General features: G+C 73.0%; 23 protein-coding genes. 10 read left to right on the forward strand and 13 right to left on the reverse strand.

What is annotated here, in order from left to right; translation table 11 throughout:
- Positions 1 to 88: 88 nt before the first annotated feature.
- Positions 89 to 667 (reverse strand): TetR/AcrR family transcriptional regulator, encoded by a 579-nt coding sequence (locus AB0H75_RS02835; protein WP_367789212.1) that lies wholly within the window; start codon positions 665 to 667, stop codon positions 89 to 91.
- Between the two features lie 151 nt (positions 668 to 818).
- Between AB0H75_RS02835 and AB0H75_RS02840 the strand changes: the two genes are divergently transcribed.
- Both AB0H75_RS02840 and AB0H75_RS02845 read left to right on the forward strand, forming a co-directional pair.
- On the forward strand, positions 819 to 1724 hold the full coding sequence (locus AB0H75_RS02840; protein ID WP_367789215.1) for an SDR family oxidoreductase: 906 nt from the start codon (positions 819 to 821) through the stop codon (positions 1722 to 1724).
- 13 nt (positions 1725 to 1737) lie between these two features.
- The gene (locus AB0H75_RS02845) at positions 1738 to 3291 is read left to right on the forward strand and encodes a nitrilase-related carbon-nitrogen hydrolase (protein WP_367789218.1); all 1554 of its coding nucleotides are present in this window, start codon (positions 1738 to 1740) and stop codon (positions 3289 to 3291) included.
- Positions 3292 to 4033: 742 nt separating this feature from the next.
- Here AB0H75_RS02845 and AB0H75_RS02850 read toward each other — a convergent pair.
- Positions 4034 to 4870, reverse strand: a complete 837-nt coding sequence (locus AB0H75_RS02850) for an alpha/beta fold hydrolase (RefSeq protein WP_367789221.1) — start codon at positions 4868 to 4870, stop codon at positions 4034 to 4036.
- A gap of 95 nt (positions 4871 to 4965) precedes the next feature.
- On the opposite strand from AB0H75_RS02850, the gene AB0H75_RS02855 reads away from it, so the two are divergent.
- Positions 4966 to 5904 carry a LysR family transcriptional regulator gene (locus tag AB0H75_RS02855; protein WP_367789224.1) on the forward strand — a complete coding sequence of 313 codons (939 nt, stop codon included), beginning with the start codon at positions 4966 to 4968 and terminating at the stop codon, positions 5902 to 5904.
- Between the two features lie 490 nt (positions 5905 to 6394).
- Here the strand turns inward: AB0H75_RS02855 and AB0H75_RS02860 are convergent, their stop codons facing one another.
- The 4 genes from AB0H75_RS02860 to AB0H75_RS02875 form a co-directional block, all read right to left on the reverse strand.
- Positions 6395 to 6598 (reverse strand): nucleotide-binding domain containing protein, encoded by a 204-nt coding sequence (locus AB0H75_RS02860; RefSeq protein ID WP_367789227.1) that lies wholly within the window; start codon positions 6596 to 6598, stop codon positions 6395 to 6397.
- Positions 6538 to 7713, reverse strand: a complete 1176-nt coding sequence (locus AB0H75_RS02865; protein ID WP_367789230.1) for a four-carbon acid sugar kinase family protein — start codon at positions 7711 to 7713, stop codon at positions 6538 to 6540. The genes AB0H75_RS02860 and AB0H75_RS02865 overlap by 61 nt, the downstream gene beginning before the upstream one ends.
- A gap of 71 nt (positions 7714 to 7784) precedes the next feature.
- Positions 7785 to 8150, reverse strand: a complete 366-nt coding sequence (locus tag AB0H75_RS02870) for a hypothetical protein (RefSeq protein ID WP_367789233.1) — start codon at positions 8148 to 8150, stop codon at positions 7785 to 7787.
- A 1829-nt stretch (positions 8151 to 9979) separates the two neighbouring features.
- Entirely contained in the window at positions 9980 to 10939 is a 960-nt protein-coding gene (locus AB0H75_RS02875; protein ID WP_367790473.1) for an AraC family transcriptional regulator, read from the reverse strand.
- Between the two features lie 133 nt (positions 10940 to 11072).
- Between AB0H75_RS02875 and AB0H75_RS02880 the strand changes: the two genes are divergently transcribed.
- From AB0H75_RS02880 to AB0H75_RS02890, 3 genes are read left to right on the forward strand one after another with little or no spacing between them, the layout of a single operon-like run.
- Positions 11073 to 11630 carry an NADPH-dependent FMN reductase gene (locus AB0H75_RS02880; protein ID WP_367789236.1) on the forward strand — a complete coding sequence of 186 codons (558 nt, stop codon included), beginning with the start codon at positions 11073 to 11075 and terminating at the stop codon, positions 11628 to 11630.
- Positions 11631 to 11684: 54 nt separating this feature from the next.
- A complete protein-coding gene (locus tag AB0H75_RS02885) occupies positions 11685 to 12491 on the forward strand; it encodes a MerR family transcriptional regulator (RefSeq protein WP_367789239.1) in 807 nt (268 codons plus the stop codon).
- The gene (locus AB0H75_RS02890) at positions 12488 to 13006 is read left to right on the forward strand and encodes a hypothetical protein (protein WP_367789242.1); all 519 of its coding nucleotides are present in this window, start codon (positions 12488 to 12490) and stop codon (positions 13004 to 13006) included. The genes AB0H75_RS02885 and AB0H75_RS02890 overlap by 4 nt, the downstream gene beginning before the upstream one ends.
- Before the next feature lie 40 nt (positions 13007 to 13046).
- On the opposite strand, the gene AB0H75_RS02895 is transcribed toward AB0H75_RS02890, so the two are convergent.
- A complete protein-coding gene (locus tag AB0H75_RS02895) occupies positions 13047 to 13991 on the reverse strand; it encodes a DUF4097 domain-containing protein (protein WP_367789245.1) in 945 nt (314 codons plus the stop codon).
- Positions 13992 to 14036: 45 nt separating this feature from the next.
- Positions 14037 to 14594, reverse strand: a complete 558-nt coding sequence (locus AB0H75_RS02900) for a hypothetical protein (protein ID WP_367789248.1) — start codon at positions 14592 to 14594, stop codon at positions 14037 to 14039.
- Between the two features lie 148 nt (positions 14595 to 14742).
- Here AB0H75_RS02900 and AB0H75_RS02905 point away from each other — a divergent pair, with 148 nt between their 5' ends.
- From AB0H75_RS02905 to AB0H75_RS02915, 3 genes are all read left to right on the forward strand, one after another.
- Positions 14743 to 15642 carry an LLM class flavin-dependent oxidoreductase gene (locus AB0H75_RS02905; RefSeq protein ID WP_367789251.1) on the forward strand — a complete coding sequence of 300 codons (900 nt, stop codon included), beginning with the start codon at positions 14743 to 14745 and terminating at the stop codon, positions 15640 to 15642.
- Positions 15643 to 15950: 308 nt separating this feature from the next.
- Complete coding sequence (locus tag AB0H75_RS02910) at positions 15951 to 17486, forward strand: PP2C family protein-serine/threonine phosphatase (protein ID WP_367789255.1); 1536 nt, start codon at positions 15951 to 15953, stop codon at positions 17484 to 17486.
- 34 nt (positions 17487 to 17520) lie between these two features.
- Positions 17521 to 18282, forward strand: a complete 762-nt coding sequence (locus tag AB0H75_RS02915; protein ID WP_367789258.1) for a methyltransferase domain-containing protein — start codon at positions 17521 to 17523, stop codon at positions 18280 to 18282.
- A gap of 50 nt (positions 18283 to 18332) precedes the next feature.
- On the opposite strand, the gene AB0H75_RS02920 is transcribed toward AB0H75_RS02915, so the two are convergent.
- Positions 18333 to 18707 carry a BlaI/MecI/CopY family transcriptional regulator gene (locus AB0H75_RS02920; RefSeq protein WP_367789262.1) on the reverse strand — a complete coding sequence of 125 codons (375 nt, stop codon included), beginning with the start codon at positions 18705 to 18707 and terminating at the stop codon, positions 18333 to 18335.
- Positions 18708 to 18759: 52 nt separating this feature from the next.
- Positions 18760 to 19443 carry a carboxymuconolactone decarboxylase family protein gene (locus tag AB0H75_RS02925; RefSeq protein ID WP_367789265.1) on the reverse strand — a complete coding sequence of 228 codons (684 nt, stop codon included), beginning with the start codon at positions 19441 to 19443 and terminating at the stop codon, positions 18760 to 18762.
- Between the two features lie 72 nt (positions 19444 to 19515).
- Here AB0H75_RS02925 and AB0H75_RS02930 point away from each other — a divergent pair, with 72 nt between their 5' ends.
- Positions 19516 to 20124: a TetR/AcrR family transcriptional regulator gene (locus tag AB0H75_RS02930; RefSeq protein ID WP_367789268.1), complete on the forward strand. Its 609-nt coding sequence runs from the start codon at positions 19516 to 19518 to the stop codon at positions 20122 to 20124.
- Positions 20125 to 20257: 133 nt separating this feature from the next.
- On the opposite strand, the gene AB0H75_RS02935 is transcribed toward AB0H75_RS02930, so the two are convergent.
- The 3 genes from AB0H75_RS02935 to AB0H75_RS02945 form a co-directional block, all read right to left on the reverse strand.
- Entirely contained in the window at positions 20258 to 21250 is a 993-nt protein-coding gene (locus AB0H75_RS02935) for a threo-3-hydroxy-L-aspartate ammonia-lyase (RefSeq protein ID WP_367789271.1), read from the reverse strand.
- Between the two features lie 23 nt (positions 21251 to 21273).
- A complete protein-coding gene (locus AB0H75_RS02940; RefSeq protein ID WP_367789275.1) occupies positions 21274 to 22215 on the reverse strand; it encodes a hypothetical protein in 942 nt (313 codons plus the stop codon).
- A gap of 236 nt (positions 22216 to 22451) precedes the next feature.
- On the reverse strand, positions 22452 to 22586 hold the full coding sequence (locus AB0H75_RS02945) for a hypothetical protein (protein ID WP_367789278.1): 135 nt from the start codon (positions 22584 to 22586) through the stop codon (positions 22452 to 22454).
- Positions 22587 to 22599 lie beyond the last annotated feature (13 nt).

The following is a 22599-nucleotide window of genomic DNA, read 5'->3' on the forward strand; positions in this document are numbered from 1 at the left end:
CCTCCCCCCTCGTGGCGTGGAGACCGAACCGGGACAAGCCGGCCCGGCCGCGGCGGGAGAACCGCATCGCGCCACGGCCCGCCGCCCATCAATCCCGTGAGCGGGTGCCGTTCAAGAAGAAGCTCGCGGCGATGGCGCTGGCTTCTTCCAGCCCCAGGCGGTGCTGCTGGTTGAGCGCGATCGCCTTCAGGATGGTGGCGGCGAGGAATTCGTAGAGGATCTCGACGGGCAGGTCGTCGCGCAGTACTCCGGTCTCGATTCCTCGAGCGAGTACGTCGTGCAGCGGAGCGGCGAGTTCTCCGTGTGCCGCTTCGAGTGTCGCCTGGTCATGGGTGAGCACCGCGTAGCGGTCTCCGACGGCCACGAACGCGCGCAGGATCCGCTCGATCGCGTCTTCGACGGTCGCGCGTTCGAGGTTCGCGTCCGCGAGGCGGCGTGCCACGGCGTCGAGGGCGTCGGCCGTGAGGGCGTCGAGCAGGACCTCACGGTTGGCGTAGTAGCGGTACAGCGTGGCGCGGCTGATACCGGCTGCGACGGCGACGGTGGCGAGGTTCGCGCCGGCGCCCTCTTCGGAGAAGACCCGGGCCGCAGCGTCGAGGATCGCGGCGGAGGTGCGGTCGAAGCGCGGGGAGCTCTTGCTGCTGCTGGGAGGGGTTGCCGATTCCATGGTAGGTAGCAGCGTACCAGATTGAGACACCGGTGTCTTGACTCCCAAGTCTCGTACCAATACATTCATGTCTCAGCGTGAAGCATGCCCGTTGCATACCGCTCCGGGGGCCGGGTCCACGCGAGAAGATCGAGTGCAGGGGAGCGAAGGCATGCGCGGTGAATCGGTGTTGGTCACCGGGGGCTCGGGTTTCGTCGGGGCGCATTGCATCCTGCGGCTGCTCGACGCGGGTTACACCGTGCGGACGACGGTCCGCCCACCGGAACAGGAGGAGCACGTCCGCGGATTGTTGCGCGCGGGCGGCGCGGAACCGGGCGGCGCGCTCAGCTTCGCGTTCGCCGACCTCACCTCCGACGAGGGCTGGGCGACCGCGGTGCGGGGCTGCGACTACGTGCTCCACGTCGCCTCGCCGTTCCCGGCCGCTGTGCCCTGCCACGAGGACGACCTCATCGTCCCGGCGCGTGACGGTGCGCTGCGGGTGCTGCGCGCCGCGCGCGACGCAGGGGTGCGGCGGGTGGTGCTGACCTCGTCCTTCGCGGCGATGAGCTACGGCCACCAGAGCCTCGACCGGACGTTCACCGAGCAGGACTGGACCGATCCAGACGGTCCTCGCGTGAGTGCCTATGCGAAGTCCAAGACGCTGGCCGAGCGCGCGGCGTGGGACTTCGTGGATCGTGAGGGCGGATCGCTCGAACTCGCCGTCGTCAATCCGGTCACGGTGCTTGGACCGGTGCTCGGACCCGATCTGTCGACCTCCAGCACACTCGTCCGGCGTCTGCTGAACCGCGAGATACCGGCGCTGCCGCGCCTGTCCTTCGCCCTGGTCGACGTGCGGGACGTGGCGGACCTGCACCTGCGGGCGATGACCGATCCGGCAGCCCGGGGCGAGCGCGGAGAAGGCGCGCCGCGTGCTCGGCTGGCAACCCAGGTCCAACGAGGAGTTGATCGTCGACGGCGCCCGCAGCCTGATCAGGCTCGGCCTGGTCAGGAACGCGGCGTAGCGCGCCGAGGCCCCGTCCGGTGTGGGCCGGCGCTCCTTGGTGGGGATTTCAAATAGTTCGGAGGGTTCGATGAGTAAGGTCGTGAACGGTCGACGACGCTGGTTGTGGCTGGTCATCGGTACAGTGACCGCCCTGTTCGCCGTGGGTGGACGCTGGGACATCGCGCCGGCCGCGTGGCTCTTTCCGGTGTTCCTGCTGCGTTTCGCGCGCACCAGTCGCCCACTCGGCGGCCTGGTCCTGGTATGGCTCGTGTCCTGGGCGGGCGCGATGTTCTGGATCTGGCAGACGGCCGTGCCGATGAACGGGACAACGGTGCTGGCCGGCCTGACTTTCGGCACCGTGCTCGCCCTGCCCTACATCGCCGATCGGCTGGTCGCGCGGCGCCTCGGGACGGCCGGCGAGTTGTTGCTGTTCCCGATGGTGCTGGTCGTGGCCGAGTTCCTGTTGGGTACGCTCTCTCCGTTCGGCACGGTCATCGGCCTGCTCGCCAACACCCAGTTCGACCACCTCGCGTTGTTGCAGGTGGCCGCCGTGACGGGCTCGTACGGCGTCGGCTTCCTCATCGGCGGATGCGCGACCGTGGCGAACTGGGCCTGGGAGCACCCGCCGTCGTGGCGCACCGCGCGCGTCGTGGGCGCCTACGTCGCGGTGCTCGCCGTCGTGGTGGTCGGTGGCGCCGCACGGATGGCGTGGTTCCCGGTGGACACCACACAGACCGTCCGCATCGCCGGCCTCAACGCCAACATGGCTCTGATCCACAAGCAGATGACGGCACTCGGCCGCCCGGAGGTCGAGGTGTCCGCCGGGCAGGGCGCGCTGCCGCGGTTCGATCCGGACACGGTGGGACCGGAGTCCACCGCTGTGATCGACGACCTGTTCGCCAGAACCCGGCGCGCGGCCCAGGCCGGCGCGAAGATCGTCATCTGGTCGGAGAACGCGGCCTACGTCTCCCACGCCGGCCTGCCCGCGCTCCTCTCCCAGGCGCGGAGCGTCGCCCGCCAGGAGCAGATCTACCTGCTCGTCGCCGACAACGTCTACCTGCCCAACCCGCGGGACAGCCGGGACGAAACCCACCTGATCGGCCCTGACGGCACCGTCCTGTGGACCTACCAGAAGTCGCACCCGGTCCCCGGCATGGAGCCGTACCGGCCCGGCAACGGCGTCGTCCCGGTCGTCAGCACGCCCTACGGCCGCCTCGCCAGCGTGATCTGCTACGACGCCGACTTCCCGGCGATGATGCACGCCGATGCCGACATCATGCTGGTGCCCGGCGGTGACTGGCCGGAGATCGGCCGGGTGCATTCCGAGATGGCCAGCTTGCGCGCCATCGAGAACGGCTACTCACTCGTCCGGCAGGACTACGTCGGCTTGTCGGCGGCGTTCGACCACCAAGGCCATGTGCTGTCCACACAGAACACCTTGGTCGATCAGGACCAGTGGCTGGTCGACGTGCCGGTCCGCGGCGTCACCACGCCGTACCGCGTGATCGGGGACGCCTTCGCCTGGCTGTGTCTGGCCGGCACGGCCGTCCTCATCGGTTTCGGTGTCTTCCGTCGGCGCCCTTCGGCAGCCGAAACGCCGCGGCCCACCACACAGCGCGAGCCGGAACCGATGGCAGGTTAGGCGGCGGTGAGCACCGTCACCGGCCCGGGTCGTACTCGTCCACGAGTACGACCCGCCGTCGGGCACCTGGCTGACAAGGACCCATCTTCCGTTCGACGATCGCCGGCCCGTCCCCGACGCGCATCGCATGACCGCCACGAGCGGCCGGGTGAGACGGCGGCTCACCGCGCTTGCTCCGGCCAGCACTGGATCGGACTCAGGAACAGCGACGACGTGGGGGCCACGTTCGATCTGAGGGCCGAGGCGTACAAGAACGGTCACCTGATCGCTTCGGGCCGGCTCGACAGCCGGGTCGGTCCTGGGGTTCAAGGCGCTCGTGCGCGACTCGGCGGGGAACGGGCTCGTGTTGGGGGATGCCGAGAGTGTCGAGGGTGGCTGCCCCGGCTCCGCCGTCCTGGTGGGCGAGTCGCGGCCTGCCTGAGGCCGTGGGTGGACGGCGAGCACCGCAAAGGCACGGACCTCGACGTCGGGCAGGCGCGCGAGCTCGGGCTGCTGCTCGGCCGGATCCATCGCGCGCCGGCCGCCGCGTCGGGACTGGTGGACGTGCGGCCGCGGGTCGAGGTGGGCTCCGCCGGAGGCCGAGGCCGGTTGGTTCCTCCGGCTCATCGGCTCCCTGGCCTGCGCGGGGCCGTTCGATGCCGCTGCCGCCGAGGCGCTGGAGCGGCGCCTGCCTGCGCGGTGAGGTCCGCATGGGCTGGACGCGTGGTTCCGCATGCTGCGCGACGTCGGCGGCGGGTACGCGTCAGGGCGCCTGGAGCAGGGCCGTGGCGAGCTCGTGCGGGCGGGTGGCGAAAGGGCTGTGACCGCCCGGGATCGTCCGTACGGTGAAGGGGCCGTCGGGGAAGGCCGCGTCGGCCTCGGCGATCATCAGGTCCTGTGTGGCCGTCGGGAGGCTCCGGTCGTCGGCGCAGCGGATGAAGGTGCGCGGGATCCGTCCCCAGCGCCCGGCCGTCAGCACGACCGGCGTGGAGAGGATCGCCAGTGGCAGGTCCGGGCTCAGCGTGGAGCGCCAGCGCCCGAAGCGGTTCGCGGGCGTGTCGTGGAAGTGCGCCTGCCGCAACTCCTCGACGTAGGCGGGGTCCGTGGACAGCGGGTTGATCCGTACGGCGCCCAGCGCTCCGGCGTCGCCGAGGAACAGGCCCTGTCCCAGCGCGGCGGCGTTCTCCGGCGCGTTGAGGTAGTCGAAGAAGCGCGGCCGCCCGCCGGGGACGAACGCGGAGACGTAGACGATCCGGTCCACCAGCTCGGGCGCCCGCTCGGCGGCGAGCGACGCGGGCCCGCCGCCCGCGCTGTGCGCGACGAGCACGACCTCGGGGTAGTGGCGGACCCGGCGCAGCGTGTCCACGACGGCGGCGGCGCAGTCGTCCATCGTCACGCCGGCCAGCGCGGACTTCTCGGTCAGCAGGCCGGGCTGGCCGGGCAGCAGGTATCCGCTGGGCAACGGCGCGTCGAAGCCGTGCCCGGGCAGGTCCACGGCCACGCTCGCGACTCCGGGCCCGGCGAGCGCGCGCTGCGTGGCCGCCCACTGCCCGGCGCCGCCCCAGGCGCCGTGGACGAAGACGAAGACAATCTTGCTCATGTCGTTCATCTCAGCAGATGACCACGACGTTATCTATCTCCAGATATGGCAGGCTGAACGACGATACACAGGAGATATCGCGAGAGGGGACGCTGGTGGAGGCCCGGCATCTGCGGTACGCGCTCGCGCTCGCCGAGCACGAGCACTTCGGCCGGGCGGCGCAGGCGCTGGGGATCGCACAGCCGCCCCTGTCCAAACAGATCGCCGACCTGGAGCGCGAGGTCGGGGCCCGGCTGTTCGACCGTACGCGGCAGGGGGTGTTCCCGACGGCGGCAGGGGAGGCGTTCCTCGTGCGGGCGCGCCGGGCGCTGGAGGAGATGTCGGCCGCCACCGTCGACGCGGGACGGGCGGCGCGCGGCGAGACGGGGCGGCTGCGCCTGGGGTTCGTCGCCTCCGCGCTGCTCGATCTGCTGCCCGTCGTGCTCGGCAGGTTCGGTCGCGAGCGGCCCGGCGTACGGCTCGAACTGCACGAGATGGCGACCAGCGGCAGCACGGCGGCGCTGGTCGCCGGCGAGCTGGACGTGGCGATCACCCTCGGTCCGCCCCGGGGCGCGGGGGCCGAGCGGCTGCTGTCCGTGCCGATCGGGCACGATCACCTGGTCGCCGTCGTGGGCGCCGCGCACCCGTACGCGGGCCGGCCGTCGGTGGGCGTGGGCCAGTTGCGCAACCAGCGGCTCATCGTCTCAGCCGCGAACGACGAACCCGCCGTCGCCGCCGTGCTGCGCGCGCTGCTGGGTGAGGACTCCCCGGCGCTGACCGCCGCGACCGCCGCCAGGGACGTGCACACGATCGTCGGCCTGGCCGCCTCGGGCGTCGGCGTCGGGCTGGGGCCCTCGCGCATGTTGTCGGTCCCGCGTCCGGGCACGTGGTTCTGCGAGGTGACGCCGCGCGTGCCCCTGCCCGATCTGGTCCTGTCGTTCGCCGCCTGGGACCGCTCCCCGGTGCTGGCCGCGTTCCTCGACGTCATCCGGCGTAACTGCTCCGTCGTCGACGCCGCTCTCGACCACCGCCCTCGCGTCATGCTGAACCCTTGAGTGACAGTATGTGACGATCTGTCCGCAGAGGCCGCCCTTCGTGAAGCGGACCGCGTGCAAGTGGCGGTCAAGAGGGGAGGCGCCCGGGGTGGGCCGCTTCTACCTGGGGATGTGGCTCGGCTGCACGGCCTGCTGGCTGTTCGCGGTGCTCGGCCCCGCCGGGTTCCCGGGCCGTCCCGCCCTGGGGCTGATCATGCTCGTGACCGGCGGCATCCGCCTTCGGTCACTGGGGCGACCGCATCCGAAGCAATCACCATCACGCTCGCGGACGAGAACAAGATCAATCGGGGCGACGGTCAGGGCTTGAAGACACCTTCTTCGGAACTGGCAGCGTCGGCAGTTGCCCGCGACTTCGCGGTGGTCCGCCACCCCTGCGGTGGCCCGCCATCCTGCGGTGGCCCGCCATCCTGCGATGGCCCGCCGGTCCTTGACCGACCGTGACCGCCTGCCGTTCCTTGATCGCCTGCCGCTCCGTCGCGTGCGAGCTCACTCAACGGGACGCTTCCACCAGTAGCTCCTGCTCTCCGAAATTTCCGGACTTGAGCAGCAAGCTCAGCCCCGACGCCGTGAAGATCCACGGCACCCCACGCGCCGCCTCCGGCCCGACCACGCCGCCGGGCACGCCGAGCGCGCTCACGACCGCCCCCGACGTCTCGCCCCCGGCCGAGACCAACCGGGTGACACCCCGCTCCACCAGCCCCCGCGCGATCCGGCCGACGGCCGCCTCCAGGATCGCCGCCGACCGTTCCCGCCCAGGGCTTCCTGGACGCGGCGCAGCGCGGCCGGTTCGAGCGAGGAGTAGACCAGGGGCGCCCCGGCTCCTGAGTCGAGGCCGTCGTACCAGGCCAGGGCGTTCGCGGCGAGCACGTGCGGATCGGGCGCGGCCAGGACGTCCAGCCGGTACGCCGGCCTGCCGGCCGCGATCATGGCCTCGACCTGCTTCAGCGTACGGGCCGAGCAACTGCCCGCGAGCACTGCGGCACCGCCACCCGGCCTCGGCCCGCGCTGCTCACCCTGCCTGCCCTGCCCGCGCTGCCTGCCTTGACCGTCCTGCGGGTCCTGCTCGCGCTGCTCATCCTGCGGGTCCTGCCCGCGCTGCTCGCTCTCCGGACGGCCGAGGGCTGCGGCCAGCCCGCCTGCCAGCCCCGCCGCGCCCGCCACCAGCGGTGCTCCGGCCAGTTCCCGGCCGGCGACGGCCAGGTCGGCGTCCTCGACCGCGTCCACGAACGCGTACCGCACGCCCCGCTCCGCCAGCTCGGCCAGCCGCCGCCCCAGCTCGCCGCGCCGGAGCTGCGCCAGCGTCACCACGCCCGCCCGGTGGGCGCTCTGGCTCTCCAGCACCCTCGGCAGGTATGAGTCCGTCATCGGCGTCAGCGGGTGGTGGCGCATCGGGGACTCGGACAGCAGCACGTCCCCGACGAAGAGGTAGCCGTTGTACTGCGTCCGGCCGTGCTCCGGGGAGCTCGGCGTCATGGCCACCAGCGGCGTCGCGAGCGCGTCCGCCAGAGCGTCCAGCACCGGACCGATGTTGCCCTCGGTCGTCGAGTCGAACGTCGAGCAGTACTTGAAGTAGATCTGCCCGGCCCCGGCGCGCTCGCGCAGCCACTCCAGTGCCGTCAGCGACTGCGCGACCGCGCCGGCCCGGGGGATGGTCCGCGTCTTCAGCGCGACCACGACGGCGTCACAGGCGGGCGGCCCGGAGCCGTCGGTGGGAACCCCGAAGAACAGCACCGTGCGGAGGCCGCGCCGGCGCAGCGCTACGGCGACGTCCGTGGCGCCGGTGACGTCGTCCGCGATCACGCCGATCATCGCTGCTCCGGCGGGACGGGCAAGGGGAGGCCGAGCATGGACCCGACCGTATCGGGTCCCCGCGGGAGGGGTCAGCTGGTGAGGGTCTCGCCGCGCATGACGAAGTAGTTGGCGTGGTCGGCCTGGAGGTACGCATGGAACTTCTGGGCCTTGGACTTGGCCGAGCTGTCCGCGGTGACGATCGTGACCAGCACGTACTTCTCCACCGAACCCGACAGGATCTTGCCGTAGGCGTAGCTCTTGTGGGTCTTGTCCGTACGCCAGCGGACCGCGTCCGAGGTGAGGTTCTGCAGGCGCTTGGCGGTGCTCTTGGCGTCGGAGGCGGTGGGGAAGGCCATGATGAGCTGCACCGCCTTGAGGTGGCCACTGTAGGCGGAGTAGGCGAGCTGGATGGCGCTCTCGCAGTGGTACTTGGCCAGCACGCCTTCGCCGTCCACCGCGTCGCAGTCGTTGTAGGTCCAGCCGGCGACCTTGTCGGCGGAGAACTTGACGCTGCCCAGGCGGAAGTTCCAGTCCTGGAACTCGTCGTGCCGGAGCGGGCCGTCGGACGTGGACGGCGGGGCGGCCGTGGACGTGGCGTCTGGGTCCGGGTCGGAGGTGGGGCCGGACGTTGGATCGGAGGTCGGGTCGGAACTCGGATCGGAGGTCGGGTCGGAGGTCGGGGAGTCCGAAGGGGCGGCCGAGGACGGGTTGGATGGGGGCTGGGACGGGACGGCGGTGGGGACGGCGGTGGAGATGGCTGCCGTGGTGCTCGTGTCCGAGTTGTTGAGGTAGACGAGCGCGCCGACGGTGCCACCGCCCAGGAGGAGGACGCCCAGAACGATGGACAGGGTGATGACCAGGCCGTTGTTGCGCTTGGGCGGCTGTCCGTAGGGCCCCTGCGGACCGTAGGTGGGACCGCCACCCTGGTTGTAGGGGTGGGCTCCGCCCTGGTTGTACGGGTTGGCGGGGTGCTGATCGTAGGGATTAGCCCCGTTCTGGCCGTACGGGGTCGGCCCGTTCTGGCCGTACGGGGTCGAGGTCGGCCCGCTCTGGCCGTATGGGGTGGACCCGTTCTGGCCGTATGGGGTGGCGCCCTGTGCATGGGGATAGGGGCCCTGGCCGTGAGGGTTGACGCCTTGGGCGCCGCTGGGCTGGCCATAGCCGAGAGGGGCCGCCTGCCCCGGCGCACTGCCCGGCCCGGGTGTGGTGCCTGGTCCCGGTACGGTGCCTGGTCCGGGTACGGTGCCTGGTCCGGGTACGGTGCCTGGTCCGGGTACGGTGCCTGGCCTAGGGGCGGCTTGCCCTGGGCCTGGCTGGCCTCCCGGAGTTGCTGGGCCTCCCGGGCCTGGCCGGCTTCCCGGGCCGGGCGGGACCATCTGGCCCGGTGGGGTGCCGTAGCCCTGCGGCCCAGGCGCAGCGCCATAACCCTGCTGAGCCGGCAGCGCGTCGTAGCCCTGCTGAGCGGGTGGGGGGCCGTAGTTCCGCTGAGGGGGAGGGGTGCCGGAGCCCTGGCTGGAGGGCTGGGGGGTCGGCGGGTACCTCGGCCCGTCGGGGGCGTGCCCCCGAACGTCGAGAGCGTATCCCGGGGTGCCAGGGGTGTGCCCTTGGACCTGGGGCTCGGGCGTGGTCATCCCGTATCCCTGGGGTTGGGCATTCGGGGTGGGGTCCTGAAGGGTGGCGCGGTATCCCTGGGCTTGGGGGTTCGGGGTGGGGCCCTGAGGGGCGGCGCGGTATCCCTGGGCCTGGGCGTTCGGGGTGGGGCCCTGGGGGTGGGGTACGGCGGTGGCGCCGAACCCCTGGGCCTGGGGGTTCGGGGTGGAGCCCTGGGGGCCGGGTGCGGCGGTGGTGCCGTATCCCGGGGCCTGGGAGGTGGGGGTGGTGCCGTATCCCTGGGCGGAAGGGGCATACGCCTCGGCCGTGGGCGCGTATCCCTGCCGGCTCGGCGGCTGGGTGCCGTAGCCGGGTCGCTGCGGGCCGGTTGGGGCGGGGCCGGGTGCCGGCTCCTGGCCCTGCGGGGACGTCGGGACCGAAGGATGGCCGTGTCCTCCCGGCTGGCCGTGTCCCGGCTGGCCGTCTCCTGGCTGGCCAGATCCCGGTTGGCTGGGTGCGGGGTGACCGGGGGCTGGTTGGCCGGGTTCCTGTGCCTGCGGGCCCCACTGTCCTTGCTGGTGGGGCTGCTGAGGCTGAGGAGGGTATGCCATTCCCCCATTGTGGGGCAGTTCGCCACCTTCTGCCCCAACTACCCCACGAAACATTTCGGCGGAACCGGACGCGGCCCGGCCGATCACGCACCCAGGCGCACCCCCACCAACTCGCTCTTGGCCTCGTCGCACGCCAGCCGGTGGTAGCGGCCGGGCGCGATCCCGTACTCACGCTTGAAGGCGTTGCCGAACGCGAACTCCGACCCGTACCCCACCTGCCGCGCCACCTCCGCCACCGGCATGTCGGACTCGCGCAGCAACCGCGCCGCCGTGGCCAGCCGCCACCACGTGAGGTACGTCAGCGGCGGCTGCCCCACGAACTCCGTGAAGCGGCGGGCGAAGCCGGCGCGCGAGAGCCCGGCGCGGGCGGCCAGCGACGCGACGGTCCAGCGGTGGGCGGGGTCGCGGTGGATGGCGTCGAGCGCCTGGCTGATCGCCGGGTCGGACAGCGCCGCCGCCCACCCCGTGTGCTCGCACATCCCGGGGACGGTCTCCAGCCAGGCGCGCAGGATGTAGAGCTGGAGCATGTCCAGCAGGGACGTGACCACGGTGTCGGCGCCGGGCCGGCGCGTGGCGATCTCGCCGGCGAGCAGCTCGACGGCGGCCCTGAGCTCGGGATGGCGGCCGAGTGTCGTCGGCAGGTGGATCAGCTCGGGCAGCGCGCCGAGGATGGGATGGACCCGGCCGGGGGCCATGCGGTAGGAGCCGTAGATGGTGACGGTCTCGGCGCCCGTGCCGCCGATGGTCGGGGTGGAGAACAGCGCGCCGCCCTCGTGCAGCTCGCAGGACGCCTCCTCAAGGGGCCGGTCGGGGCTGTCGGTCAGCCCGTATCCGTGGCCGTGCGGCAGGAACACCACGTCCCCGACGTTCAGCGGCACGGGGTCCCCGGATGGCGGGACGAGCCAGCACGACCCCCGCAGAACCACCTGGAACGCCGCTGACCCGGGCCGCGCCGGGATGGCGATCCCCCAAGGGGCCCGCCACGTGACGCGGGCGGACAACGGCCGGCCCGTCCGCATGAGGGCCACAACATCACTCAGCATGTCCACGCGATGAGTCTAACCGCTTAGACGATGACGCAAAAAGTAGAGCGTATGGAGCATTCATCATCTCAACGCCGTTGCCTACGGTTGTCCACGTATGTTCCATTGTCTTTCTCCCGAGGGGACCGTTGACATGACCAGAATTGGCATCATCCTGGGCAGCACCCGTCCGGGCCGCAACGGCGAAGCGGTGGCGCGCTGGGTGCACGACCTGGCGGTCAAGCGCGGCGACGCCGAGTACGAGGTGGTCGACCTGGCCGACTACAACCTGCCGCACCTGGACGAGCCGGTGGCGGCGGCCATGGGCGACTACCGGCACGAGCACACCCGGCGGTGGGCGGAGAAGATCGCCTCCTTCGACGCGTTCGTCTTCGTGACGCCCGAGTACAACCGCTCCTTCCCCGGCGTGCTCAAGACCGCGATCGACTTCCTGTACGCCGAATGGGCCGACAAGGCCGCTGGCTTCGTCGGCTACGGCGTGAACGGCGGGGTGCGGGCGGTCGAGCATCTGCGGCAGGTTCTCGGCATGCTCCGCGTCGCCACCGTGTCGGCGCAGGTCACGCTGTCGTTGTTCGAGGACTTCGAGAACACCACCGACTTCCGCCCCTCCGCCCAGCAGGAGGACCGGCTCGCCCTCGTGCTCGACCAGGTGCTCGCCTGGGCGGGTGCCCTCGCCCCGCTGCGGGCGTGAGCCGGGGACCCGGGCGCTGGAGTCTCCCGCTGTCGGAGGGTCCATCCTGGGTGCGTGGACGGAGATCTGCTGCCGATCGGGCAGTTCGCCAGGTTGAGCCGGTTGAGTGTCAAGCAGTTGCGGCACTACGACGAGCTCGGGCTGCTGGCCCCGGCATACGTGGACCCCGACTCCGGCTACCGCTACTACCGCCGCACGCAGGCCCGGCAGGCGTTGTCGATAGGGCTGCTGCGCTCGCTGGACGTGCCGCTGCCGGTCATCGCCGAAGTGCTGGGAGGAACGGCGGACGCCCTGCACGGGGTGCGCGAGACGCTGGAGGCGGAGCTGGCGCGGCGGCGGCGGACACTGGCGACGCTGGAGCGGGTCATGGCCGACGGGCTGCCGGCCGCGCCGGTCAGGGTGGTCACCGAGCCGTCGCGGCTGGTGGTGCTGGAACGCGAGAGCGCGGCCGGGATCGCCGACGTGGCCCGCGCCACCTCGGCCGCCGTCGGGCGCCTGACGCGGCAGGCCCTGCCCCTCGCCGGACCGGTGCAGCTCATCGGGTTGTTCCCGATCGAGCTGAGCGACGCCTTCGAGGTGCGCGCCGCGCTCGTCGTCGATCGCGACGACCCGGCACGCCCGTGGGAACGGGCGGGCCTCGCCCTGGAGGCGCTGCCCGGCGGCGCGTTCGCGTGCGCCACCCACGTCGGCCCGTACGACCAGATCTCGCTGACCACTCATGCCGTGCTGGCCTGGTGCGCCGAGCGGGGGCACCCGCTGCGCGGGCCGATCCGCGAGGTGTACGTCTCCGACCCGGCCACCACCGAGCCCGACCGGCTCGTCACCCACCTGATGATCCCCCTGGAGGAAGGACCGTCATGACCCCGACGATCGCCACCCACGGCCCGGTCACCTGCCTCAACGTGACCGGCATGGGCGAGCCCGGCGGCCGTGAGCACACCGAGGCCATCAGGGCGCTGTACGCCGTGGCCGCCGCCCTGGGCGGGCCGACCGCGCCGCTGGAGGGCCAGTGGTGGGTGGAGGACCGCGAGCGGCCCGCGCTGGAGGTGCCGCGAGAGCAGTGGCGCTGGCACCTGCTGCTGCCGCTCGCGGAGAGGACGCCGGCGGAAGGGGCACTGGAGCGGGCCCGCGAGCGGAGCCGCCCGTCGGGGGCGGCCGTCGATCGGGTGCGGCTGGTCACCGTCACCGAGGGGGAGTGCGTGGAGCTGCTGCACGAAGGGCCGTTCAGCGAGGAGCACCTGTCGCTGAAGGTCATGGAGGAGTTCATGGCCGAGCGCGGGCTGACCGTCAACGGCCCGCACCACGAGATCTACCTGACCGCCCTGGACCACCCGTCCCCGCGCACCCTGCTCCGCCAGCCGGTACGCCCGCTCTGACCCGCCACGCCGGCCGGAGGGCGGGCCCGCCGGGCAGCGGTCAGGCGCGGTTGACGGTGATGTCGCCGTCGTGCGTGCGGGCATGGATCTCCACCGTTTCGTCGAAGGAGTCGGGGGTGTCCTGGGCGTCGAGGGCGTTGCGGAGGGTGCCGTTGGCGGTGACGGCGTCGAGCCAGGCGGCGGTGCCACGGCGGATGCCGACCGTCAGGTCGCCGGAGGTGCTGCTCAGCGCGACGGAACCGCGCACGACCTCCGACAGGTGGACGGAGCCGTGCACGTTCGTGGCCTCCACGCTGGCGCGGGCGCGTTTGACGTACATGTCGCCGTGGGAGCCGGTCAGCCGTAAGTCGCCGCCGGCGTCGCCGACGTAGATCTCGCCGTCGTCGTTCCTGATCGCGGCGGGACCGTCGGCGGCGTTGACCCTGACCTCGCCGCTGCTGGTGGTGATCTCGGCGGCGCCGGTGGCGCGCCCGACGGTGATCTCGCCGCTGTCGGAGGTGAGGTGGACCACGGCGGCGGTTTCGAGGACGATGTCGCCGTAGTCGGTGCTCAGGCGGCAGTCGCCCAGGCGGCCCGAGCAGCGGAAGTCGCCCGAGATCACCTCGCCGCGCACCTGGGAGCCCGATGGCAGCTCGATGTGGACGCGGGTGGTGTCGCAGCCGCCGCCGAACATGCGCGACAGCCCCGGGATGCCCCAGCTTCGCGGGTCGATGCCCCAGCCGCGTGGGTTCATGGCGGTGATCGCGGCGGTGCCGAGGTAGCGGGACAGGCCGAAGGGGTCAGAGTGATGCTCCTGCTCCAGGTCGGTGGCCTGGATGACCAGCTCGCCGTCGGTGTACGCGACCTCGATCGCGGCGTCCTCGTCGCCGGCGTCGTGGCGCACGTCCACCACCGTGTCCGTGCGGTCGCTCGCGACGATCACGATCTCGCCGCCGGGCACGTCGATGCGGACGGAGATCGGGGTGGGGGTGTCGAATGTCGGCATGGGAACCTCCTGGTCGGGTTGCCGGTGGGCGGGGCTGTCGGCTGGTCAGCCGACCCAGCCGGTGTAGCGGCTGCCGCCGCCGGACGGGGCGGTGCGGCCCGCGGGCGGGCGGCGGCCGGCGTCGAGGGTGGCGGCCACGGCGCGGACGAGCCAGGTGTTGACGGACAGGCTCTCCTGGCGGGCGGCCTCCTCGACCTGGAGCTTCAGGTGCTCGGGGAGGCGGAGGTTGATGCGGGCGGTGTTGCCCGGTTCGCCGGCGGCAGCGGTGGTGCCGACGGTGGTGGCGCCGGGGGCGGTGCCGGCTGAGGCGGTGCCGGGCCCCGTGTCGGGGGCGGGGGGCTCGGCGTGGGCGAGAGAGGCCCGAGGCGGGGACAGGACGAAGTCGGGGTCGCCCCGGCGCAGGCGGAGCTCGACCGAGGCGGGGGCGAGGTCGCGGGTGATCTCGTCAGCGGCCGCCGACAGCACCTCCAGCAGGACGAGCCGGACGGACGCCTCCAGCGGCGAGGTGAGGCGCTCGGCCAGGGCGCGGGCGTCCTCCCCGCCGGCCTCCGCGGCCACCGCGAGATCCCGGCGGAGCCGGTCGACGTACGGCTTGAGATTCATGGTGCCACTATGGCGCCAAGATGGCACTGCCGCAAGTGCGAATGGTGCCAGTCCGGCACTGCCGGAACGGGAATGTAATGGGAAGTCGTAAAAGTTGCTGGACATACGGTTGGTGAAGCCGCACATCTCCCCGAGGGGGAACGCACATATGCCTGACTACGGCCACGACCTGCGATTCGGGTCCTTCCTCACCCCGGCCGGCGCCGTGCCGGAGCAGGCGGTGGACCTGGCCCGGGTGTCCGAGGACGCGGGCCTGGACCTCGTGACCTTCCAGGACCACCCGTACCAGCCGGCCTTCCTCGACACCTGGACGCTGCTCTCCTACGTCGCCGCGCGCACCGAGCGCGTCCACCTCTCGGCCAACGTCGCGAACCTGCCGCTGCGCCCGCCCGCCGTGCTCGCCCGCGCCGCGGCCAGCCTGGACCTGCTGAGCGGCGGGCGGTTCGAGCTCGGGCTGGGCGCGGGGGCGTTCTGGGAGGCCATCGAGGCCATGGGCGGGCGGCGGCTCGCCCCGGCCCAGGCCGTGACCGCGCTCGACGAGGCCATCGACGTCATCCGCGGCGTCTGGGACGCCGGCAACCAGGACCGCTTCCGGGTGGACGGCACGTACTACCAGGTGAACGGGGCCAAGCGCGGGCCCGCGCCGGCGCACGACATCGGCATCTGGCTGGGGGCCTACAAGCCGCGCATGCTCCGCCTGGTCGGCGCCAAGGCGGACGGCTGGCTGCCGTCCCTGTCGTACCTGGAGAGCCTGGACCAGCTCGACGCGGGCAACGCCGTCATCGACGAGGCGGCGCGGGCGGCGGGGCGGGAGCCGGCGGCGGTGCGGCGGATGCTCAACGTCGCCGGCCGGTTCGGGGCGCCGGGCGACCAGCCGCTGTCCGGGACGCCCGAGCAGTGGGCCGAGCGGCTGGCCGCGATCTCCCTGCGGCACGGCGTCAGCACCTACATCCTGATGAGCGACGACCCGGAGGCGTTGCGGACGTTCGGGCGGCAGGTCGCGCCGGCGGTGCGCGAGCTCGTGGCCGCCGGGCGCGCGGGCCGGTGACGGGCGCTCAGGGCGCCGCCACAGCCCTGGCTACAGGCGTTCAAGCGCCGCAACGGCCCCCGGTGACGGGTGCTCAGACGCCGCCACGGCCCCGGCGGCGCCCCTTCCGTGACAACTTCCCCATCGCGCCCTGACCGAAAGCTGGTGCCCGCCCGGGAAGGACCCTGTAGGGAGCGATCCGGCGGGTGACGGCCCGGCCGGGCGGGGCCGGTAGAGTGACAGGCCAGGGGAACGGGTTGGGAAGAGGCACCATCAGTCCGGTTTGGGACGACGCGCCGTACCCGATGCTGGTCATCGGTGCGTCGGGCGTGATCGCGCAGGTGAACGAGGCCGCCCGGCTGCTGATGGCGGGGGCGGCTCCCGGAGAGCCGGCGACCGGCGCCGTTCCTGAATGGCTCGCCCGCGCCCACCGCCGCGCGCTCACCGCTCAGGAGGGCGGCGGGCCGCTCGGGCCGGCGTGCGGGCCGGTCGGCGACCGGGTGTTCGAGGCGCATCCGGTGCACGCCGACGGCGAGCGCGTCGTGTGGTGGCTGGTCGACGTCACCGGCCGGCGGCAGGTGACCGAGGGGCCGCGCGCCGGCCACGACTGGAACTCCGTCATGGTCGAGGCCGCCACTGAGCTGCTGTCGTCGCTGAACCTCGACCGCTGCCTGGAGATGACCGTGCGCCTGGCAGTGCGGCACCTCGCCGACGCCGCGCTGGTCGTCCTGCCGCTCGGCCGCCGCCGCTACGCGCTCACCTACGGCGACGGCGGGGACGAGGTGGTGCGCGAGGACCTGAGCGTCGATCCGCGCGAGGTGCCGGGGCTCGCCGAGGCGCTGCGGGGCTTCCCGCCGGTGCCGGCCCGCTGGAGCGACCTGGCGGGGGCGCCCGGGTGGGTGGCGCGTGACGGGCTGGGCGAGGCCGGCCGCGTGGTGGTGGTCGCGCTGCCCGGCCACGGCCTGCCCTCGGGCGCGCTCGTGCTGCTGCGCCGCTCGGAGCGGGCCGGTTTCTCGCCCGAGGAGGAGGAGTTCGCGGAGCTGTTCGCCGCCCGCGCCGGCACCGCGATCTCGGTCGCCCGCCTGTACGCCGAGCAGGCCGCCATCACCGAGACCCTCATGGCCGACCTGCTGCCGCCCGTGGTGCCGAGGCTGGACGGCGTCGCGCTGGCCGCCCGCTACCGCCCGGCCGGCGACGGCGAGCGGGTCGGCGGCGACTTCTACGACGTGCACCCGGTCGCGGGCACCCGCGAGGAGCCGCTGGTGGTGCTCGGCGACGTGGCGGGCAAGGGCCTGGAGGCCGCCGTGCTCACCGGCAGGATCCGCAACACCCTGAAGGCCCTGCTGCCGGTGGCCGACGACCACCGGCGCGTCCTGGACCTGCTGAACGGCGTGCTGCTCAGCGGCGACCGCAAACGCTTCGTCACGCTCGTGCTCGCCTCGATCGAGCGCCGCGACCCGGGGCTGGCGCTGCGGCTGACCAGCGCCGGGCACCCGCCCCCGGTGATCGTGCGCAACGACGGCCGGGTCGAGGCCGCCCGCACCCAGGGCACCCTGATCGGCATGCTGGAGCCGATCGACAGCGTCTCCGACACCGTGCTGCTGGCGCCCGGCGAGAGCTGCCTGCTCTACAGCGACGGGATCACCGAGGCGATGGGCGGGCCGCTCGGCGCGGAGATGTTCGACGAGGAGCGCCTGTACGCGGAGCTGGCCCACTGCGCGGGCATGCCGGCCGAGGCGCTGGCCGAGCGCGTCTTGATGCTGGCGTCCCAATGGGTCGGCGGCGGCGAGCACGACGACATGGCCATCGTGGTGATCTCCGCGCCCAGGAGCGCCCCGGACGCGGACGATCCGGCGGGGGCTTGACTTCAAGTCCGCTTGAAGTCGCAAGCTGGGCGACATGTCTGACATCGAACGACGATCACGGGTGGAGTCGCTGCTGCGGCAGCTCGACGCGGTGGACGCCATGCCCGGCTCCGCCGAGCTGCGGGAACTCTCGTACGAGCTGCTGCGGCTCCCGGCGGGGGCAGGTGTGGTGGACGTGGGGTGCGGCGGCGGCCGCGCGGTGGCCGAGCTGGCCGGTCGCGGCGCCAGGGCGATCGGCGTGGACCTCGGCGAGGAGATGATCGAGGTGGCCCGCCACCGGTGGCCGGAGGCCGACTTCCGGCTCGGCGACGCGTGCGCGCTGCCGCTGGAGGACGGCTCGGTGGCCGGTTACCGGGCCGACAAGCTCTTCCACCAGCTCGCCGACCCGCTCAAGGCGCTGGCCGAGGCGCGGCGAGTGCTCGTGCCCGGCGGCCGGGTCGTGCTGGTCGGCCAGGACTGGGACACCCTCGTCATCGACTCCGACGACCCGGCGCTCACCCGGGCCCTCGTCCATGCCCGCGCCGACCTGGTGCCCGCGCCGCGGGTCGCCCGCCGCCACCGGAACCTGCTGCTCGACGCCGGGTTCGAGGAGGTTCACGTGGAGGTGCGTACCGGGGTCTTCACCGACGCCGCGATGTTGCCGGTGCTGACCGACCTCGCCGGGTCCGTCCGGGCGGCCGGGGGCATCGACGCCGGGCAGGAGGAGGCGTGGGTCGCCGAGCAGCGGCGGCGGGCCGGGGCGGGCCGGATGTTCCTGGCCGTCCCCTTCTTCGTGGCCGCGGCCACCCGCCCGTAGCGCGGTCACTCGCCCTTGGCGTGGCGACCGCCTTCAGCGCGGTGCCGGGGTCATGACCGCTGCCCCCTGGGCGGGACCACCTGGAGGGCCGTCTCCAGCGCCGTGGCCTCCTCGGGCGTGAGCCGCTCCAGGAAGTGGACGAGGGCCGCGGCCTGGTTGCCGCTGCCGGCCAGGGCGCTGCGCATGAGGTCGGCGGTGTAGGCCTCCCTGGACGACACCGGCTCGTACACGTAGGCCCGGCCGACCGCCTCGCGCCTGAGCAGGCCCTTGGTGTGCAGCTTGTCCATCACGGTCATCACCGTGGTGTAGGCGATGCCGCGGTCCCGCCGCAGCTCCTCCAGCACCTCCCGGACGGAGGCCGGCCTGCGGCGGGCCCACATGTGGTCCATGATCGTGGATTCGAGCTCGCCCAACCCGCGCATCATGCCGTCGATGCTACTGGCCGCCGGTGAGCCCCGGCGGCCCCGGCCCGGACGGTCAGCCGTACACGCTGCCCGTCTCGGTCAGCAGCGCGTCGAGCACGCGCAGCCCGCGCCACGCCTTGGTCAGCCCGAACCTGGCCGAGAACCGCACCACCGCCCGCGCCTGCTCGGGCGTCGCGCCGGCGGCGAAGGCGCGGGTGACGTGGGCACGGAAGCTCTCCTCCAGGGTCTGGAAGAGCACGTCCACGGTCATCGTGACGAACGCGCGCTCCCGGGGCGGCAGCAGCCGCATGCCGCCCCGCATGCGCGACTGAAGGTCCAGGTAACGGCCGAAGGTCGCGTCGAGGTCGCGGACGGCGCGCCGCATCGGCTCGGGGATCGGGCTGCCGTCGCCGTCGGCGTTCAGCTCGTGCCCCTGGCCTGTGGGGCCGGGCAGGCCGTGCTCGCGCTCGATCTCCGCCAGGCGGGCCAGGGCCGACAGGGCGGCCGGGTAACCGCTGTCGTAGGCGACGAAGCGGATCAGCTCGCGCAGGTCGTCGGCGGTGACGCCGTGCTCGGCGGCCAGGCGTACGTGCTGCTCGAAGGGCAGGCCGAGGGTCTGCTGGCAGACGTCTGCGGCCAGGCACAGCAGGGCCTTCTCGCGCGGGGACAGCTCGGGGATCTCCTCCCGGAGCATGCGGTCGGTGGCCTCGATCATCTCCGCGAACACCGGGTCCAGGGCTTTCGCCTGGGTGTACATGGAAGCTCCTCTTAGGTGAACGACTGTAGCGCTACGACTGTAGTGCAACAGGCGCACGCATACAATGGGGTCATGGAGACCACCACGGGTCGCGCGCGCGGCCGCAACCCGCGCGGGCAGGGCGAGCGGCTGCGCGAGGAGATCGTGACGGCCACCGTCCGGCTCCTCGACGAGCTGGGCGACGACCAGGCCCTGTCGATGCGGGCGGTGGCGAGGGCCGTCGGCGTCGCGGCGACCTCGGTCTACATCCACTTCGCCGACCGCGACGCGCTCGTGCTGGCGGCCCTGGAGCGCTTCCACGGCGATCTCGTACGCGCGGTGGACGGCGCCGAGGAGGGGGCGGCCGACCCGGTGGGCAAGCTGCGGGCCCGGGTGCTGGTGCTCGGCGCATGGGTCCACGAGCACCCCGGGCTCTACAAGGTGCTCCACGAGAGCACCCTCAACCAGCGGGCGGCGATGGCGTTCAAGCAGGAGCTGGCCGAGCGCACCACCGCCGCCGTCCGGCGCTGCATGGACGCGGGGCTGGCGCCGGCCGACGACGCGGCGGCCGTCTCGCTGGACCTGCGGGCAGCCGTCCACGGGGCCGTGTCGATGCGGGTCAACCAGCCCGACCTGCCCTGGCCGCCGCTGGCGGAGCAGGTCGACCGGTTCCTGGCGAAGCTGGTGGGCGTGCGGCTCTGACCGCTCAGGACCGGCCGACGCGGGCCGGGCCGACGCGGGCCGGGCCGCCGCGGGCCGGCCCGACACGGGCCGGCCCGACACGGGCGGAGCGGGCCTGCGCCGGGCCGGGCCGGTCAGCGCCGGGCCGGGCCGGTCAGTGGGCGCACAGCTCCGCGAAGCGACGGGCGTCCACGTTGCCGCCCGAGAGGATCACGCCGATCCGCCGCGGGGGCCGCTCCGGCCCTTCCGCGAGCCATCCCGCCAGCCGCCCCGCCAGCAGGGCCGCGAGCGGCGTGGCGCCGCTCGGCTCGACGACCGTCTTCATGCGCTCGAACGCCATCCGCATCGCCTGCCCGATCTCCTCGTCCGAGACCAGGACGACGTCGTCCACCAGGTGCTTGTTGATGGAGAACGTCAGCTCGCCGGGGATCTCGGCCGCCTGGCCGTCGGCGATCGTCCGCGGGACCGGGATCCGTACGCGCTCGCCCGCCGCCAGCGAGCGCTTGGTGTCGTCGCCCGCCTCGGGCTCCACGCCGATCACCCGCACGCCCGGCAGCAGCCCCTTGGCCGCCGTCGCGCTGCCCGCGATCAGCCCGCCGCCCCCGACGGGGACCAGCAGCGCGTCCAGCTCGCCGACCTCCTCGACCAGCTCCAGAGCCGCGGTGCCCTGGCCGGCGATGACGTGCGGGTGCTCGTACGGCGGGATCAGCGCCAGCCCGCGCTCGGCCGCCAGCGCCTCGCCGACGGCCACCCGGTCGCCGGTGTAGCGGTCGTAGGTGACGATCTCGGCGCCGTACCCGGCGGCGGCCTCGCGCTTGGAGCGCGGCGCGTCCTCCGGCATGACGATCACCGCGCTGCTGCCCAGCTCGCGCGCGGCCAGGGCGACGGCCTGGGCGTGGTTGCCCGACGAGTACGTCACGATGCCCCTGGCCAGCCGCTCCGGCGCCAGCCGCGAGATCGCGTTGTAGGCGCCGCGGAACTTGAACGCCCCGACCCGCTGGAGGTTCTCGCACTTGACGAGGACCTCGGCCCCGGCGAGGGCGTCCAGCGTGCGTGAGCGCAGGACGGGCGTGCGGTGCGCGACGCCCTTGAGCCGGGCCGCGGCGTCGCGGACGTCGTCCAGGGTGACCGGAAGCGTGTTCGTCATGGACGTATGTATAACGCGCGGGATCAGCCGGTGGGCGGCTCGGCGAGGGTGCCGCAGCGGAAGCCCGGCTCGCGGTCCGGGTCGAGCTGGAGGTCGCCGAGGTTGGTGGTCTCCATCGGGCGGCGGAAGGTCTCCTTCTTGTCGCAGTCGTAGAAGACGTACGTGCCGTCGCTCTCGCCGAGCAGCATCATCCAGCGGCCGTCGTAGAGGGGCTTGTCGTGCTCGGCGTCGCGCAGCACCGCCCACTGGTCCTGGAAGCCGACGTAGCCGAGCAGGTCGCTGGAGCGGCCGCTCTCGTGCACCTCGATCGCGCTCTCGACGAGGCCGAGGATCAGCACGAAGCCCAGCCCGAGCCCGGTCAGCGCGGCCACCAGCACCTTCATCCCGGCGCGCCCCACCCGCCTGCGGCGCAGCAGCCGGAACGGCACCAGGAAGGCCAGCACGCCGAGCCCCACCGCGACGGCCACCATGATCCCGAGCGTCAGGTCGGCGACCAGGTTGAACAGCCCCCAGTACGTCGCCCCGGACCACAGCGCGGCCAGGGCGGCCACGATCCACGGCCGCTCCCGCACCCGCGCGAGCAGCCGCCCGGCGGCCCCGCGCGTGGCCCGGTCGGCCAGCCAGCCCAGGCCGACGAGGGCGCACACGGCCGGGACGAGTATCAGCAGGAGCAGGATGAGCGTGCCGACGAGGCGGCCCAGCAGGACGGACTGGTCGATGCCGGCCTGCTGCGGGTTGATGTCGAAGACCCAGTAGACCTGCTCGATGCCGAGGTAGAGGACGGCGTACAGCGCGACGCCGACCGGCACCACGACCGAGCCGATGCGTTCGAGGATGCCGAGCACGCCGCCACCGTCGCTCTCCGGCTCCAGGGCCGGCTCCAGGGCCGGGGCGGCGAGGGCCGGGGCGGGCGGGGGTGGTGGCGGGTCCGGGTCGCGCCGGCCGGTCAGGGTGTGCTCGCTCACGCGGGCCTGCTTGCCAGGGGGGTGTGCATGGGGTTCCCTTCGAGGTCACGTGAACGCCGCGCCGATGCTACAGGGACGGTGTTCGGACATGACGCTCGATGGGTGACATAGGCGACTCGGTGTCCGTCCGCCGGTGGAACGGGATGGAACGCCCCTCGCACGGACGCGCCGGTCCGGGGAGGGGCCGTTGAGACACCGCCGGGCCCGTGGCCGAGGACCCCGGGCCCGCGCCGCTTCTATGCCGCCGGGCCGGTCTCGTCCTCGATGTCCGGGTCGTCCGTGCCGTACTCGGTCGCGAGCCTCGTCGCCTGGAAGCGGGCACGGCGTGCCTCCAGCTCCCGCTCGTCCTGCAGAATCCACTGTTCGATCATGACCATCAGGTCA

Source organism: Nonomuraea sp. NPDC050783 (assembly GCF_040802095.1).
In the GTDB taxonomy this organism is placed as follows: domain Bacteria; phylum Actinomycetota; class Actinomycetes; order Streptosporangiales; family Streptosporangiaceae; genus Nonomuraea.

Bases quoted from the DNA above. Each gene is read 5' to 3' on its own strand.
- AB0H75_RS02835 (WP_367789212.1), bottom strand. From the start codon at position 667: ATGGAATCGGCAACCCCTCCCAGCAGCAGCAAGAGCTCCCCGCGCTTC.
- AB0H75_RS02840 (WP_367789215.1), top strand. From the start codon at position 819: ATGCGCGGTGAATCGGTGTTGGTCACCGGGGGCTCGGGTTTCGTCGGG.
- AB0H75_RS02845 (WP_367789218.1), top strand. From the start codon at position 1,738: ATGAGTAAGGTCGTGAACGGTCGACGACGCTGGTTGTGGCTGGTCATC.
- AB0H75_RS02850 (WP_367789221.1), bottom strand. From the start codon at position 4,870: ATGAGCAAGATTGTCTTCGTCTTCGTCCACGGCGCCTGGGGCGGCGCC.
- AB0H75_RS02865 (WP_367789230.1), bottom strand. From the start codon at position 7,713: ATGATCGGCGTGATCGCGGACGACGTCACCGGCGCCACGGACGTCGCC.
- AB0H75_RS02875 (WP_367790473.1), bottom strand. From the start codon at position 10,939: ATGCTGAGTGATGTTGTGGCCCTCATGCGGACGGGCCGGCCGTTGTCC.
- AB0H75_RS02880 (WP_367789236.1), top strand. From the start codon at position 11,073: ATGACCAGAATTGGCATCATCCTGGGCAGCACCCGTCCGGGCCGCAAC.
- AB0H75_RS02890 (WP_367789242.1), top strand. From the start codon at position 12,488: ATGACCCCGACGATCGCCACCCACGGCCCGGTCACCTGCCTCAACGTG.
- AB0H75_RS02895 (WP_367789245.1), bottom strand. From the start codon at position 13,991: ATGCCGACATTCGACACCCCCACCCCGATCTCCGTCCGCATCGACGTG.
- AB0H75_RS02900 (WP_367789248.1), bottom strand. From the start codon at position 14,594: ATGAATCTCAAGCCGTACGTCGACCGGCTCCGCCGGGATCTCGCGGTG.
- AB0H75_RS02905 (WP_367789251.1), top strand. From the start codon at position 14,743: ATGCCTGACTACGGCCACGACCTGCGATTCGGGTCCTTCCTCACCCCG.
- AB0H75_RS02915 (WP_367789258.1), top strand. From the start codon at position 17,521: ATGTCTGACATCGAACGACGATCACGGGTGGAGTCGCTGCTGCGGCAG.
- AB0H75_RS02920 (WP_367789262.1), bottom strand. From the start codon at position 18,707: ATGATGCGCGGGTTGGGCGAGCTCGAATCCACGATCATGGACCACATG.
- AB0H75_RS02925 (WP_367789265.1), bottom strand. From the start codon at position 19,443: ATGTACACCCAGGCGAAAGCCCTGGACCCGGTGTTCGCGGAGATGATC.
- AB0H75_RS02930 (WP_367789268.1), top strand. From the start codon at position 19,516: ATGGAGACCACCACGGGTCGCGCGCGCGGCCGCAACCCGCGCGGGCAG.
- AB0H75_RS02935 (WP_367789271.1), bottom strand. From the start codon at position 21,250: ATGACGAACACGCTTCCGGTCACCCTGGACGACGTCCGCGACGCCGCG.
- AB0H75_RS02945 (WP_367789278.1), bottom strand. From the start codon at position 22,586: ATGATCGAACAGTGGATTCTGCAGGACGAGCGGGAGCTGGAGGCACGC.